We start from the raw sequence: 15080 nt of genomic DNA, 5'->3' as shown, positions 1-15080 counted from the left end.
GTCATCCTTTCCTGGCCGGGCTGGCTGAGGATTGCGACGGGAAGATTTTATCAATCACCCGGTCTTTGATGTTTATGGCGGAACCGATGAGGGCCATGATGACGGCCACCACCAACACCACATTAAAGGCGACGCGGCGCCAGCCCCGTCCCACGGCGTCCCCCAGGTAACTGCGCTTGTTGTTCAGGATGAGAAAAGAAATGTACGCGATGGGCAGCACGGTGAAGGCGAGGGCGCTGGCCACCACGGGGAGCCAGATGGGGCTTTTGACCAGCACGCCCAGCAATCCCACTGCGGGTACCAGGGTGAACATTTTGTAACGGGCGGGGGTGTATTCGAGTTTGAACATTTCGCACACGGTGAATCCGCAGCAAACCATGTGGGCGCTGATGGCGCCGCAGGCCATGCCGATGAAGCCAAGGTCGAAAACAATGCGTCCCAGCGAGCTGCCCAGCAACCCTGCAAGCGCCTGAGCAGCCTGGATGGGCTTCAGGTCGGCGGGGGTGGGATTGCCGGGCAGAACGGTGCCGTAGCCAGCCGCGGCATTGTGCACGGTGGAGGCCATGCCGATGATGATGAGCGAAGTTAAAACAACGTACGGGACAAACAGGGAAAGCACCAGGTCAAAGCGGGCCAGTCCTTTGTGCTGTGGCCCCCAGCCCTTGGCCAAGATGGAGTAAGGATAAAGAAAAGTCATGTTGATGCCCACCGCTGCTCCCAAGGCGCCCAGGATGGTGGTGGTGGCGCCGGGACCTTCGGGAATGCGAATGGTGAAAAATCCGCGCAGGATGCCGCCCAGGTCCAATTTGGAATTGACCAGTTGCAGGAGGACTACACTTAAAAATGCGAGCATGGTGAGGCGAATCATCCATCGGAGAAAAGTTTCATAGAGACGGATGCCTTTCGGTTTGGAGCCATAATTCCACGTGAGCACGATGTTAATGCCCAGAATCAGGAGGCCGCCCCCCAGACGCACGAGAGTTTCGGTGGCCGGTGAGAGGGCGGTGGAGGGGTCTTCCGTTTTCACGCCGGCGGCTACATCCGCCAGGTCTTTGAATGCGCCGCCCAGGAGGGCATATTGGCCGAAATGCCAGACGATGGTGGCTATGATGGTGGCCAGTGCCCAGAGGAAAGCGACGCTGGGGTGCAGTTCGCGGCGGACAATTTCATAGGCGCGTTCGCCTTTGGTAAGGGTGATGTTGGCCAAGGCTGCCATCATGAACACGCCCAGCAGCATGGCGGCTGGTTGGACCCACAGCAGTTGGTAACCGAAGAATGCGCCGGCGACGACACTGGCGGTGGCGCTGCCGGCGCCGAGGGTCATGGCGCTTTGCAACCAGGCAGGGCCGGTTAGTTTATAGTATCCTCCCAGCCGTTTCCACCAGGGGCGCTGGTCCAGCTCCACCAGAAGTTGGCGTTCCTGCTCGATTTTGGCCGGGTCCCACTTGCTCGTCATGGGCAAACCCGTGGTGCTTGGGGATGAATTATTTGCCATGGGAGGCATGATGAAATCTGGGGGAGGGGCACGCAATGAAATTTCGTGTGTTTTTCAGATGACAGGGGCGGTAAAATAGGGTTTATTCGCGCGGTTTGTGGTTTCGTTGCCATGCCAAAACGCACCGACATTCATTCGGTTCTGATCATCGGCGCCGGCCCTATCATCATCGGGCAGGCGTGTGAATTCGATTATTCCGGCACTCAGGCTTGCAAAGCCCTGAAGGAGGAGGGGTACCGCGTGATTTTGGTGAACTCCAATCCGGCCACCATCATGACCGACCCGGAGTTTGCCGACCGCACCTACATTGAGCCGATTACGCCGGCGGTGGTGGAAAAAATTCTGGAGCGCGAGCTGGCGGAGTTAAAGCGGAGGGGGGCGAAGGGCAAACTGGTTTTGCTGCCTACCTTGGGCGGACAAACCGCGCTCAATACCGCCATGGCCTTGCACCGCAAGGGCGTGCTGCAGCGGTTGGGGGTGGAGATGATTGGCGCGAAGGCAGAGGCCATTGAACGGGGGGAGGACCGGCAGGTTTTCAAGGATTTGATGATTAGCATCGGGCTGGATGTGCCGATTAGCGGGACAGCGCACAGTCTGGAAGAGGCGCGGGAAGTGGCGGCAAAGGTTGGGCGTTTTCCGTTGATTATACGTCCTGCTTATACGTTGGGCGGGACGGGTGGGGGCATCGCATACAACCGGGAGGAGTTTGAGGACATTTGCAAACGGGGCTTGGATTTGTCGCCCGTGAGCGAAGTGCTGATTGAAGAGTCGCTCTTGGGGTGGAAGGAATACGAAATGGAGGTCATGCGGGACCACAAGGACAACTGCGTGATCATTTGCCCCATTGAAAACTTTGATCCGATGGGGGTTCATACAGGGGATTCCATCACGGTGGCGCCCGCCCAGACGCTGACGGACAAGGAATATCAAATCATGCGCGATGCCTCTTTCGCGGTAATTCGAGCGGTGGGTGTGGAAACGGGGGGCAGCAACATCCAATTTGCCGTGAACCCGGAAAGCGGACGCATGGTGGTCATTGAAATGAACCCGCGGGTGTCGCGGTCCTCCGCGCTGGCTTCCAAGGCGACGGGATTTCCCATTGCCAAGATTGCAGCCAAGCTGGCGGTGGGGTATTGCCTGGATGAAATTCGCAATGACATCACCCGGGAAACGCCCGCCAGCTTTGAACCTACTATTGACTATGTGGTCGTGAAGATACCGCGGTTTGCCTTTGAAAAATTCCCGCAGGCCGATCCCACGCTGACCACGCAGATGAAGAGCGTGGGCGAGGCGATGGCCATTGGGCGCACGTTCAAGGAAAGCCTCCAAAAATGCCTGCGCTCCCTGGAGATTGGCCGCTATGGTTTGGGAGGAGACGGCAAGCCCTGGCGGATTGATAATCAGGTCTATGGCGACCGAGAGATATTCCCGCGGGACGTGTTGCGGCGCAAACTCAGCATTCCCAATGGCGAACGCATTTTCTTTATTCGCCATGCTTTGCGGGCGGGCATGACGGTTGAAGAGGTATTTGAACTGACGCGCATTGATCGCTGGTTCCTGACGCAAATCAAGGAAATCGTGGATTGCGAGGAAGAACTGGCAGCATCGGCGAAGGGGGGGGCGGCGGGGGACAATTAGCTTCCGGGCCTTTGGCTTCCGGGCCGGGAGTTGGAGGCATCCTTGCTCCTGCGTGGATGCTTGCGCCAGCGGGGGGGCAGCCAGGATAGGATGCCCCCATTTTCCTGCGAGCTTCGGCTTGTGCTTTGGCGAGGGGGAGGTTAATATAAGCTCGTTACGTGAGCCATGTAGTCAACTCATTAAATGCACCTCGCCTATGAAACGCCGCACCTTCGTCAAGACGACCACGGTTACTGTCGGGGGACTGGCCCTGGCCACGCCCGCCGCGCTCTCGGCTCAACCGGCGCCTGCCGCCCAACCTGATGTGGTTGCGGGCATGCCTCGACGCCTCATGGGCCGGACTGGACTGAAAGTTTCCATCGTCGGCTTCTCGGGGTTTGCCCTGAACAAGTACCCGCAGGATGAGTGCAATAAAGGGGTGCTCAGGGCCTTTGAACAGGGGGTGAACTATTTTGATGTGGCGCCGGCTTACGGAGAATCAGAGGTCCGGCTGGGCGTGGCGTTGCAGCAACTCAAGCGGGACCAATACTTTCTAGCCTGCAAGACCAAGGCACGCGATGCCAAAGGCGCCATGCAGGAGCTGGAACGTTCACTTCAGCGGTTGAAGACCGATTATTTTGACGTGTATCAGTTGCATCACCTGCGGCAGCCGGCGGAGGTGAAACAAGCGTTGGGGCCGGACGGTTGCATGGAGGCCATCCTCAAGGCCAAGGAGCAGGGAAAGGTACGGTTCATTGGCTTTTCCGCGCATACCACCAAGGCGGCGCTGGAGGTGATGAAAGGATTCAAGTTTGACACCGTGATGTTCCCCATCAATTTTGTGGAGTACTACGGTTTTGGCTTTGGCAAGGATGTTTTGGCGGAGGCCAAGGCCCAAGGGGCGGCCGTGTTGGCCATCAAGCCCATGTCCACGGGTTTGTGGCCCAAAGGCGCGGCACAGACCCGCCAATGGTGGTATCGCTCAGCAGAAGCACAGGACGAGGTGAACCTGGTCATGCGTTGGGCGTTGTCCCAGGAGCCGGTGGTGAGCACTTTTGCACCGGCATTTCTTGACCTTATTGATAAAGCCATTGCCGCGGGCAAGGCTTTTCGTCCGATTACGGACAACGAGATTGTTCAGCTCAAGGAGCTGGCCGCCAAGTGCAACGTCGTCTTCAAGCGCGAGGAAGACGCAGTGGCCTGGCGGCATCACGGGCACGAGCCGGGTATGTCGGCTTATTGGGAGCATCTCCATGCTTGAGACAATGAGCCGGTCATTTCAGTAACCCTTTGCATACCTCCTTTTAATGCGTTCATTCTGTAAAAGGCTGCTGATGGCGGCGGTGGCGTGTGTTGTTGCCGTCAGCCTGCTGGCGGCCAATTCCTCCAGCGCGCCTTCCTCAGCGGAAAAACCGGCAGCCAGGGAAAAAAGCGGGGATAAAACCAAGCTGCCGCCGGGGTATGAGGCGGCGGAGACCCTTTCGTTAATTACGGGCGTTGCCATCTCGCCGTTGTTGGGGGTTGGAGCCGTGGGGTGTTATCAATGGATGAAAAATGCCAGTAAACCGGAAAATGAACGCCGCCCGTTGCATTGGTATGCGCAGCCTTGGTTCTGGATACCCGCGTTAATCATTGTGGCCCTGGTTTTCCTGAAAGATACACTGGGCACGGCAGCTCCCACCGTCTTGAAGAAACCCATGGACGTCGCCGAAGCCATCGAGAACAAGGTCAGTGGCCTGATTGCGGCGGGGGCCTTTGTGCCGCTGGTGACGCAGGTGTTTCCCGAAGCAATGGGTGAGAGTGCGTCCTGGAGTGCGCTAGGCTTTGCGGCGCTGGACCTTAACGGCCTGCTCAATGCCTTGATGGTACCGGTGGCGATGGCTGTGTTTTTCATTGTGTGGCTGGCCTCGCACGCGATTAACATGCTCATTCTCATCAGTCCCTTTAACACCGTGGACATGGCCTTGAAATCATTTCGCATGTTTCTTCTGTCGCTGGTAGCCACCACGCACTGGATTAACCCCTACCTGGGGGCATTGTTTGCCATTGTTTTGATTGTCATTTGTTATTTCATTGCCGGTTGGTCTTTCCGGTTATTGGTGATGGGCAGCAACTTTGTCTGGGATTACCTAACGTTTCGGCGCCTGCGTTTCCTGCCACGCTCCAACGCCAACTGGATGTTTACCGCCACCAAGTGGGGTGGCATGCCCGTGCGCACGTGTGGGCGCCTGTGCCGGACGGAAAGCGGCGCCTTGCAGTTCGAGTATCGGCCCTGGTTGTTTTTACCCAAAAAAACCGTGCCACTGCCTAGCGGAGCATTGTGGGTGGGCCGTGGGCTGTTTTACCCCGAAGTTTTGGTGGAAGCCGAAGGTCACCGCGCCGGCGGAGGTGTATTTCGACCGCTGTTTTACCCCGAAGTTTTGGTGGAAGCCGAAGGTAGCGAGGCCCAATCCTTGTTCATTTTACCTCCTCGTTACAGCACTCATGAAGAGGACCTCTGCCGGGTTTATCAAATGAAAGGCGTGCGCGACATTGGCCTGTTGCGTGGTTTCAAGCTCCTCTGGGCATGGTTAAAGGGCTTGGTGGGGGGGAAGCCACGTCCCGCCCCAGCCATGCCGCCGCAGGTGGCCTGAAGTCAAGCAGACCCGGTTCAGACAAGGAAGGTGTGGAGAGAGGAATTTGCTCGAATTCCTCAATTTTTCCGCCAACATTAAATTCGCATGACACCATGGCCTCGCTTTCATTGGGATTCTTTAGGCTTAAAGAGACTTTGCTTTGTTGTGCTGCTTTTATGGGGCATTTGGCTGTTTATATTCAGCCTGCCCGCGGCGGAGTGGCAGGAGACGGTGGCCTCGCCCAACGGCAGCATTCAGGCCACCCTTCACCTGGAGGAATCCTCTGGCGCGCTGTTCTACCGCGTTCGCAGCCGAGGTGCCGTGGTCTTGGAGAACAGTCCGTTAGGAATCACCACCAGTGAAGGAGATTTCACCGCGGGACTTTCGGTAAGCTCGGTTACGCGCCGGGAGATAAATGAGACTTACACGTTGCCGGTGGGCAAGCGGTCCACTTATGTCAACCGGGCCAATGAGAGGGAGTTGTTGGTGCGTAAGGAGGCCCGCAGCCTGCGCTTGCGATTTCGCGTGTACGATGAGGGCGTCGCCTTTGCCTATGTGCTTGAGGGCACGGGGCCGGTAAAGATTCATGGCGAAGCCAGTGGTTTTCGGCTGCCATCTTTGGGGGGTATCAAGTATTGGGGGCAAAGCCATCCCAATAATTATGGTTATGAAACCATGCTGGGCCAGGTGGACAGCGAGCGGGTATCCATGCCGTTGCTGGCGGAGCTGGAGGACGTCCGGCACTTTGTCTTTCTTGCCCAGGCGGCCTCTTATGGCACGTATATTGTCCCTCATTTTCAGCGCGAGGGGCGAATGTGGCGGGTGCGGTTTCCCTTGGACCAGGAAGGGCCGGTGGAAACATCCCTGCCTTTTCAATCGCCGTGGCGTGTCGTCATTATTTCCCCGCAAACCCCGGCTGTGCTGGTGGAATCCACGCTCTTGGAAAACCTCAATCCACCCACGGAGCCAGCTTTGCGCAACGCGGAATGGATACGGCCCGGCAGAGCAAGCTGGGACTTTTTGGCGGGAGACCGCGACAAACCCCAAGTGTGGATTGATTTTGCCGCCGAAATGGGGTGGGAATACCACTTGGTGGACGCCGGTTTTGAGCGGCGGTTCGACGTGGCTGCGGCCACCCAGTATGCCCGCCAGAAAAATGTGCGGCTAATCGGATGGGCTTATACCCCAAACTTGAATACGCCTGAAAAAGCAGAGGAAATATTGTCCCGTTATGCCCAAATGGGACTGTCCGGCGCCAAGGTGGATTTTTTTGACCATCATCCTATTACCGGGGAAAAGCGCACGCGCGATTTTGAGGACACCCAAGCCAGTTTGAAGATACGGGATTACCTCATGGAGATCGCGGCCCGACACCACTTGGTGCTGGAGTTTCACGGCTGCACCCTGCCGTCGGGAGAACGTCGCCGTTATCCGCATTTCATGACGGCCGAAGGAGTGGCCGGCATGGAAAAACGGAATCCGCGAATTGAAAACGAGCTGACCATTCCCTTTGTGCGCAACGTCATGGGGCCGGTGAGTTTCACGGTGATCAAGTTTGACCGCTCCCTCGGCTCCTACGCCTATCAAATGGCCCAGGCGGTGGTTTATGAGGCGGGCATACAGATTTACGCCGAGCGTCATGACCGTCTGCGCGCCTTTGCGGGGGTGGATTTCCTCAAGCAACTGCCGTCCACCTGGGATGAAACACGTTTTCTCGAGGGTTACCCTGAAACGCATATTGGGCTGGCGCGACGCAAAGGACAAACGTGGTACGTGGGGGGAATGACGGTACAGCCGCGCATGGCTCAGGTGTCTTTGTCCTTCCTCGACAAGCCGTTGAATTATCGGGCGGAAATTTACCGGGACGGCACCAGTCGCACCAATCTGATTCTGGAAACACAAACTGTTAACAGCGCCAGCCGCCTGGAGATACCGATGCAACAAAATGGCGGGTTTGCCATTCGCCTGGTGCCCACCCCATGAGCGCCCCATGCCCATGCGCAGGGAAGGGGGTTATTCAGGTTCGGCCTGCCAGCGGGGCACCAGTTGATGGGGGATTCCCAAGTGGTCAAGCACCCGTGCCACGACGGTGTCCACCACGGCGGTGACATCGCCAGGACGGCTGTAAAAGGAAGGGTTGGCAGGGAGGATGATGGCGCCGGCGAGCAGCAATAACTCGAAGTTGCGCACATGCACCAGATTGAGCGGGGTTTCCCGCGGGACCAAAATCAGTTTTTTGCGTTCCTTCAGCATCACATCCGCCGAGCGCAACAAGGCGTCCTCGCTATAACCGTGGGCGATGCGCCCCAGCGTGCCCATGCTGCAGGGGATGATGACCATGGCGTCGGCTGCGTTGCTCCCGCTGGCGAAGGGCAGGTGCATGCTTTTCAAGCTGTGCATCTGTGCTTCCGGGGGCAGGCGCAGTCCGCCGGGCAGCTCTTCCTTGATGACCGCCTGGGCGTACTTGCTCAGGATGATGTGCAGTTCATGACCTGAACCGGCGAGGTTTTCCAGAAGCCGTTGTGCATACAAGGTGCCGCTGGCGCCGGTGATTCCGATGAGCAATTTCATGAGCGAGCGGGTGATGTTTATGGCCGCACTAGCCGGAAGTAAGATTCGGGGTTGGTGAATCCCGCCCGATACCATCCGGGCAGGCTGTTGGTCACCCACGGCCCCGCCACATTGGTGGCCTGCACCAGCCGAAACTCCCCATCCCCCCACGCCAACACCAGCCCCTCACCCCCCACCCCGTAATACAACGGCAGCGGCTCCGGCACCCGCGGCGCCGCCATCCCCCACAGCTCAAAATTGAAACTCATGTCCGAACTCGTCGCCCCCGCCTGATGAATCGAAACCGCCACCACATTCGTCCCCGCCACCAACACCCCCGCGCTCACCACATTCGTATCCACCGTGTTCTCCCCATTCTGCCCGCTGACCGTCGTCGTCGTGTGCCCCACCGGCCCCGCCGGCACATTCGGACTCCGATACACCTCCCGCCCATTGAGATACACCACCCCCCCGTCATCCCGCAGCAGCCACAAAAACAAATTCGTGTACGCCCCCGGCTCCGCCACCACAAAGCTCCGCCGAAAATAGGTCGTCAACTGCCCGTTGTTCGGCACCACCGTCACCTCATCCCCATCCCCATACCCCAACTCCGCCCGCCCCGTCGGCCAGCTACTGTCATTGAAGGTCAGCGCATGCCAGTTGGTGGGCGGCGCGTTCGACAACGCATAGTAGCGCCACACCGTGTTGCTCCCCCGGGCAATCAACAGCGTGTTGGTCAGCGGCGGCCGCTCCGGCATCCGCACATACACCACCTGCGCCGGCGTGCTCAAGCTGGCCTGGACCGGCCGGGCCAGGGTCACCAACACGAAATCATTGTCGGCCACGGGCACGGTGGGCGCCTGCAACAGGGCGCTGAGGGCGCCCGGCACAAAAGCCAACGTCCCATTGGTGGCCCCCGTGCGGTTGCCCACCACGGAAAAGTCCACCGTGGTGCCATTGAGGGCTGGCTCGTTCAAAGCGACGCTGATGCCCGCAGGGAAAGAGGATAATGCGCGCGGCCCGGCATCTCCGGCCAGCGATATTTGAGGCAAAGTCACCTCGTAGGTGACTTCTTCGATGCCTGTAATCACGGCATCCAGTCCTTCGGTGAGCTGGACGGTCAAGGTGGCGTAATCCACGGGATTTATGCCGGTGGGCTGGATGAATTGCACCATGCGGCCCGCTTCAAAGGTAATCACGCCATTGGTCAGGGGGGTGCCGTCGCCGCGAATGGCATAGCGCACGCTGACGTTGCGCGGACGAAACACGCTCAAGCGCACCGGCACGCCATTGGTGATTTCCATGAGACGAAAACGGTTGGTCCAGACCGCGAAACCGACGCCCGGGGGCGCCTCCGGCGGAGTGGCGGCAAAGGCAGCCAAGCGCTGTCCGTGCGCTTCAGGGTTCCAGCCGGTGTTTTCAGGCCAGCGCGGGTCAGGACGGGTGAGGAAATTACCGCGGATGTCCATGTTGGCCACGCGGTAGGTCCAATCCTGGAAGTTCATGCCCCACACATCCCGGTGATTATGGAGGAAGATGCTGTTGGTGGCAATCATGCGGCCGGAATAAGCCCAGTTATAATTATCACCGAATCGTGCGCCGGTCATGGAATCCACCACGTAGCACCGTTCCAGTCGGCCGGTGGGGCCGCCGTATCCTGCTTCCAGCGCCTGGCCGCAGTTAATGAAAACGCCGTCATAATGCGCGACGCTTTTGTCGGGACCGCCGCTTTGACTGTCGGACAGGGAATTGGCCTCGTGGTGGACGCCTTCAAACCAACAGTTCTGGTAATTCAGGAAACCTGAGCCGTCACCACCGGAGTCCACGCCATCATCCTTGGTCCAGCCGAAAAGGGTGTTGGTAAAACCGTGCGGCCCTTGGGGTGAATCCACGATGTACAACCCGTCGTTGTCGCCATCCACGAAGTTGGTGGAAATATTCGGGCACTCGATAAAGGCGCTGTCATTGACGAAGAATTGCGCGCCAGTGTATTCGCCGCCGGTGGTGCAGCCCTGCATGAGGAAGCGGGTCAGGGTGATGCGGTAGGAGCGGCCGCTGCCGCCCTGGGCATGGCCGAATTGCCCAGGCAGCCAGATGGCGGCACTGTCCACCAGCGTCAGGTTGTTGTTGACGCCGGAGAGGGAGATTAAGGCTTGCTCAGCCCGATGACTGGTGATGCCGGAGTAACTGGGGTCATGGCCATGGCCGCCGAACCAGTAACCGGTATAGCCGCCGGCACCGGTAAAAATGGCGCCGGTGGCGGTGAAGTCGGTGTTGTTGGCGTGTTGCACAAAACCGCCCCACGGCTGGTTGGTGGCCATGGGCGCAAATACGACGGGGCGGTTCACGGTGCCGTTGATGGTTATTTGACCATTGTTGGTAAAGCTGATGACGGGACTGATGCGGACGACGGCGCCAGCGCCGATGGTTAACGAACTGCCCGCCGTGAGATTCACGTGATTGGTGATGGCAATGCGCGCGTTTTCGGGCCAGGTGATTGTGCCACTCAACGTGCCGCCGATGCCCGTCCAATTCACCTGATTTTCAAATTCCACCGTTTTATTGGTGTGCAAACCGCCGAGGCTGAACGTGTATTGCACCGGGCCTGGCCCCAAGGGGGTCAGAAATCCCGAACCGACGCCGCGTTTGATGGGAATGGGGCTGCTCCCGGAGATGGTTGCTGTGCCATTGACCCGCACAGCGCGGCCCTGGGCATCCAACACCCAAATTACCACCGGCGGCGCCATATCGGCCGGGTATCGGTCTGGAGCAAGGATTTTCAGTTGAGCGCCGGCAAATTCCTGGGGCGCGCTGGGGATGGGGGGGTACAAGGGGAGGGGTGGGAGGCCGCGCTCGGTGTTGCCGCGCTCGGCGGGGTACACGATGAACTGGGTGAGGTTGCTGGTGACGGCCTGAGTCGTCAGGTTGGTGGCGAGAACAAACAATTCGTAGTAATCCGCCCGTGTGACGGTGACCGCGGTGCCGACGGGCACGGGCGCCTCATTCAGCCAGGCAGCGCCGGCGTGGCCTGCTTGCAAGGTGACGGTGAAGGTGGCGCTGTTGGCGTAGCTGTTGTAATTGCGGTTGGCGATACCGCTCACCGTGATTTGCGCGGCTGATGGAAAAGCCAGGCTCGTGATTTGCAGGGCCAGCATCAAGCCCAGGAACGGTCGTTTCATGAAGTTACCATGCCGGAAAATCGGGAATCTCGCAACCCTTGAGCAGTGAGTTTTGTATTAGTTTCGGCTCGACGCAACGGTCCAATACCAATACAAAAGACATACAAAGGCCATATTATGAAAAAAATCGTCATTGTCGGCGCCGTGGTGCTTGGCATCGTCATTGTTGCCCTGGTGGTGGTGTTTCTCAACCTGGACCGTTTGGTCAAACAAGGTGTGGAAACAGTTGGCCCAAAAATCACCAAAACAGAGGTGCGACTAAGCGGGGTCTCGCTGTCGCCCTTTTCAGGAAATGGCAAGCTCAAGGGACTTTTCATTGGCAATCCGCAAGGCTTCAAGACGCCCTCGGCCATTGAAGTGGGGGAAATGGAGGTCCAGGTAAATCTCAGCTCGCTGAAGTCGGACAAGATTGTGGTGGACAAGGTGGTCATCCAGGCGCCGGTCATCACCTTCGAGGGAACACTGAGCGGCAGCAATCTGAAACGCATCATGGATAACGTTGAGGCCGCGGCGGGAGGCAAAGAAGACACTGGCACCTCCAAAACCATGCAAATCAAGGACCTCACCATTACCGGAGGAAAAATCAATTTCAGTTTCACCGGCCTGGGGGGCCGCACGGTCAGCGCACCGCTGCCGGATTTGCATCTGACCAATATTGGCACCGATGACAAGGGAGCCACGGTGGCGCAGGTTACCAAGCAGGTGTTGGGGGAGGTGGTCAGCAACGTGGACAAGATTGCGGCGAAGATGATTCAAGAGGTGGGCAAGCTGGGCAAGGAAGCGGTCAAGACAGCAGCGGATCAAGTGGACAAAGCGGCCCAGGGCGTGAAGAAACTTTTCAAGTAGCCCTCTATGCCTCTGCCAGCTTCGGCATGTGATCAGCTCCGGCAGATGTTTGGGGCGGGGGAAGTTTTGACAGCGGTGGAGGATTTAATTCCCTACTCCTTTGATGGGACGGCCGCGCTCAAACAACTTCCTGCGGCGGTGGTATTTGCGCAAAACACCGCGCAAGTGAGCGATTTGCTGCGGTGGGCCAATCATCACCGTGTGCCCATTGTTGCCCGGGGTTCCGGGACGGGGTTAAGTGGTGGCAGTGTACCGGTGCCCAACAGCATTGTGCTTTGCCTGGCCAAAATGAATCGCGTTTTGGAGGTGGACGCGGCCAACTTAACCTTGTTGGCGGAGGCCGGCGCCACCACCCAGGCGATCGCGGAGGCGGCCGGGCAGGCGGGGTTGTTTTATCCACCAGATCCCGGCTCGATGAAAATCTCCACCATCGGCGGTAACGTGGCGGAAAATTCGGGGGGCTTGCGCGGCTTGAAATATGGCGTGACCCGCCAGTATGTCATGGGGTTGGAAGTCGTCTTGCCGGATGGGGAGGTGATGTGGACGGGAAACAAGTGCGTCAAGGATGTGGCGGGATATTCTTTGCGGGATTTGTTCATTGGGTCGGAGGGGACATTGGGAGTGATTACGCAGGTGTTGCTGAAACTGCTGCCCAAACCGCAGGCGCGTAAAACCATGCTGGCCAGCTTTGCGCGCATGGAGGATGCGGCGGCGGCGGTTTCGGCGATCATTGCGGCGCCGATCATCCCCTGTACGCTGGAGTTTCTGGATCGTACCACCATTCATTGTGTTGAGGACTACGCCCAAATTGGTTTGCCGCTGGATTGTGAGGCGTTGTTGCTGATTGAAACGGACGGTCATCCGGCCGCCGTGGCGGAGGAAGCGGCCGCGATGGAGCGCATTTGCCGCGAGCAAGGCGCCCGGGAGGTGCGGGTGGCGCGGGACGCTGGCGAGGCTGACCGCCTGGCAGCGGCGCGGCGCACGGCTTTCAGCGCACTGGCGCGGGTGGGGCCCACCACCATTCTGGAAGATGCCACCGTGCCACGGAGCGAGCTGGCACGGATGATTCGTTTTGTGCAACAGGTGGCGCAAAAATATCAATTGCGCATCGGCACGTTTGGGCACATGGGCGATGGCAATTTGCATCCCACCTGTTTGACCGATGAGCGAAACGCCGAGGAAATGCATCGTGTGGAAGAGGCGTTCAAGGAAATATTCGCGGAGGCCATCCGGCTGGGGGGCACCATCACGGGCGAGCACGGCGTGGGACTGGCCAAGAAACACATTCTTCCACAACAAACCGGCGGCGCGCAGATGCGTGTGATGCGGGAATTGCGGCGGGTGTTGGACCCCAACGGCATCTTGAATCCAGGCAAGTTATGGGACTGACGCCCCCAGGCCACCCCGCTGGCGGGCCTTCGCTATTGCGGGGGCTGGACTACTCCATTCTCCAACAATGCATGCATTGCGGCCTGTGCCTGCCGGTTTGTCCCACGTACGACGCCACTTTAATGGAGCGGCACAGTCCGCGCGGGCGCATTGCGCTGCTGCGTGCCGTTGCCGATGGCCAACTGGAAATGACCCCCACGCTGGCCCGCGAAATGTATTACTGCCTGGGATGTTTTGCCTGCATGACCGCCTGCCCGGCCGGGGTGAATTATGCCGAGATGTTTGAAGCGGCGCGCGCGGAGGCGGAGTTGAGCGGCAAGTTGGAAAATCCTTTGCGGCGGTTGGTGCGCTCGCTGACCATCGGCTGGCTGTTCATGGACGTGCGGCGGCTTAAAGCCTTGGGCAGGCTGTTGCGCTGGTATCAAATCAGCGGGGTCCAGCAAGGGTTGCGGCGCAGCGGCCTGTTGCGGCTGCTGCCCCGGCGCTGGCAGGAACTTGAGGCCATGACGCCGCCGGTGCAGCCCAAGTGGTCGGCCCAAATCATCCCGCCGGTACTGCCGGCCGTGGGCCAGCGCCGTTATCGTGTCGCCCTCTTGACTGGTTGCGCCCAGGACATTCTTTTCAGTGACGTCAATCGTGACACGGCCGAAGTGCTCGCGGCCAACGGGTGCGAGGTGGTCACCCCCCCGCATCAGAGTTGTTGCGGCTCCTTGCACGCGCACAATGGCGAGCTGGGGCGGGCGCGAGAGCTGGCCCGGCGGCAGTTGGAGCAATTTCCCCCGGAAAACTTCGATGCCATCATTTCCAATGCTGGTGGCTGCGGCTCGCATTTACGGCATTATAGCCGTTTGTTGGGAGAGGATGCCCAATGGGCCGGACAAGCTCGCGCATGGGATTGCAAAGCGCAGGACATCCACGAATGGCTGGTTCGGGTGGGCTGGCGCGCGCCCTCCGGGCCGCAGCCGTCCCTGCGGGTGGCCTACCATGAAAGCTGCCATCTGGCGCATGGCCAGAAAATCGTGGCTCAACCCCGGGCTTTATTGCGTTCCATCCCCGGACTGGAGCTGGTGGAGCTGCCGGAAAGCAATTGGTGCTGCGGCAGCGCCGGCATCTACAATGTCATTCAACCGGACATGGCCCGGCGCTTGTTGGAGCGCAAGCTGGCTCACCTGCGCCGCCTTCAGGTGGAGGTGGTGGCCACCGGCAACCCCGGTTGTTTGTTGCAGTTGATTAATGGCGCCCGCGCCGCGGGCATGCGGTTGCGGGTGGTGCATCCGATTACCCTATTGGCCGAGGCTTACCGCCGTGAAAAAGTCCGTTGAGAGGGGAGGGGGCTGAGACTAGGGCATCTCAAAGAACACCAAGGTCCGGTGTGCCTTATTGGGGCGG

General features: G+C 59.1%; 9 protein-coding genes and 1 pseudogene. 7 read left to right on the top strand and 3 right to left on the bottom strand.

The features are described 5' to 3' along the window. Position 1: 1 nt before the first annotated feature. Positions 2-1495 (bottom strand): NRAMP family divalent metal transporter, encoded by a 1494-nt coding sequence (locus tag NXS98_RS05870; protein ID WP_283847542.1) that lies wholly within the window; start codon positions 1493-1495, stop codon positions 2-4. Positions 1496-1606: 111 nt separating this feature from the next. Here NXS98_RS05870 and carB point away from each other — a divergent pair. From carB to NXS98_RS05850, 4 genes and pseudogenes are all read left to right on the top strand, one after another. Further along, positions 1607-3103, top strand: a pseudogene (gene carB / locus NXS98_RS05865) (carbamoyl-phosphate synthase large subunit); the annotation flags it as partial. A 226-nt stretch (positions 3104-3329) separates the two neighbouring features. Next, complete coding sequence (locus NXS98_RS05860) at positions 3330-4373, top strand: aldo/keto reductase (protein ID WP_283847541.1); 1044 nt, start codon at positions 3330-3332, stop codon at positions 4371-4373. A gap of 46 nt (positions 4374-4419) precedes the next feature. Continuing rightward, a complete protein-coding gene (locus NXS98_RS05855; protein ID WP_283847540.1) occupies positions 4420-5745 on the top strand; it encodes a hypothetical protein in 1326 nt (441 codons plus the stop codon). Between the two features lie 147 nt (positions 5746-5892). Continuing rightward, a complete protein-coding gene (locus NXS98_RS05850; protein WP_283847539.1) occupies positions 5893-7710 on the top strand; it encodes a glycoside hydrolase family 97 protein in 1818 nt (605 codons plus the stop codon). A gap of 30 nt (positions 7711-7740) precedes the next feature. Here the strand turns inward: NXS98_RS05850 and NXS98_RS05845 are convergent, their stop codons facing one another. Together NXS98_RS05845 and NXS98_RS05840 are read right to left on the bottom strand one after the other, a co-directional pair. Next, entirely contained in the window at positions 7741-8298 is a 558-nt protein-coding gene (locus tag NXS98_RS05845) for a UbiX family flavin prenyltransferase (RefSeq protein WP_283847537.1), read from the bottom strand. A 17-nt stretch (positions 8299-8315) separates the two neighbouring features. Beyond that, on the bottom strand, positions 8316-11456 hold the full coding sequence (locus tag NXS98_RS05840) for a translocation/assembly module TamB domain-containing protein (RefSeq protein ID WP_283847536.1): 3141 nt from the start codon (positions 11454-11456) through the stop codon (positions 8316-8318). A gap of 117 nt (positions 11457-11573) precedes the next feature. Between NXS98_RS05840 and NXS98_RS05835 the strand changes: the two genes are divergently transcribed. From NXS98_RS05835 to NXS98_RS05825, 3 genes are read left to right on the top strand one after another with little or no spacing between them, the layout of a single operon-like run. Next, complete coding sequence (locus NXS98_RS05835) at positions 11574-12302, top strand: DUF748 domain-containing protein (protein WP_283847535.1); 729 nt, start codon at positions 11574-11576, stop codon at positions 12300-12302. A 6-nt stretch (positions 12303-12308) separates the two neighbouring features. Next, positions 12309-13691: an FAD-binding oxidoreductase gene (locus tag NXS98_RS05830; protein WP_283847534.1), complete on the top strand. Its 1383-nt coding sequence runs from the start codon at positions 12309-12311 to the stop codon at positions 13689-13691. Then, a complete protein-coding gene (locus tag NXS98_RS05825) occupies positions 13682-15013 on the top strand; it encodes a (Fe-S)-binding protein (protein WP_283847533.1) in 1332 nt (443 codons plus the stop codon). Before NXS98_RS05830 ends, NXS98_RS05825 begins: the two co-directional genes overlap by 10 nt. Positions 15014-15080 lie beyond the last annotated feature (67 nt).

The sequence above is a fragment of the Fontisphaera persica genome (genome assembly GCF_024832785.1).
GTDB lineage: Bacteria > Verrucomicrobiota > Verrucomicrobiia > Limisphaerales > Fontisphaeraceae > Fontisphaera > Fontisphaera persica.
This window is presented reverse-complemented; position numbering and strand designations above follow the sequence as displayed.

Excerpts from the sequence above, each read along its gene's own strand:
- NXS98_RS05870 (WP_283847542.1), bottom strand. The coding sequence starts at position 1,495 with ATGGCAAATAATTCATCCCCAAGCACCACGGGTTTGCCCATGACGAGC.
- NXS98_RS05860 (WP_283847541.1), top strand. The coding sequence starts at position 3,330 with ATGAAACGCCGCACCTTCGTCAAGACGACCACGGTTACTGTCGGGGGA.
- NXS98_RS05855 (WP_283847540.1), top strand. The coding sequence starts at position 4,420 with ATGCGTTCATTCTGTAAAAGGCTGCTGATGGCGGCGGTGGCGTGTGTT.
- NXS98_RS05845 (WP_283847537.1), bottom strand. The coding sequence starts at position 8,298 with ATGAAATTGCTCATCGGAATCACCGGCGCCAGCGGCACCTTGTATGCA.
- NXS98_RS05840 (WP_283847536.1), bottom strand. The coding sequence starts at position 11,456 with ATGAAACGACCGTTCCTGGGCTTGATGCTGGCCCTGCAAATCACGAGC.
- NXS98_RS05835 (WP_283847535.1), top strand. The coding sequence starts at position 11,574 with ATGAAAAAAATCGTCATTGTCGGCGCCGTGGTGCTTGGCATCGTCATT.
- NXS98_RS05830 (WP_283847534.1), top strand. The coding sequence starts at position 12,309 with ATGCCTCTGCCAGCTTCGGCATGTGATCAGCTCCGGCAGATGTTTGGG.
- NXS98_RS05825 (WP_283847533.1), top strand. The coding sequence starts at position 13,682 with ATGGGACTGACGCCCCCAGGCCACCCCGCTGGCGGGCCTTCGCTATTG.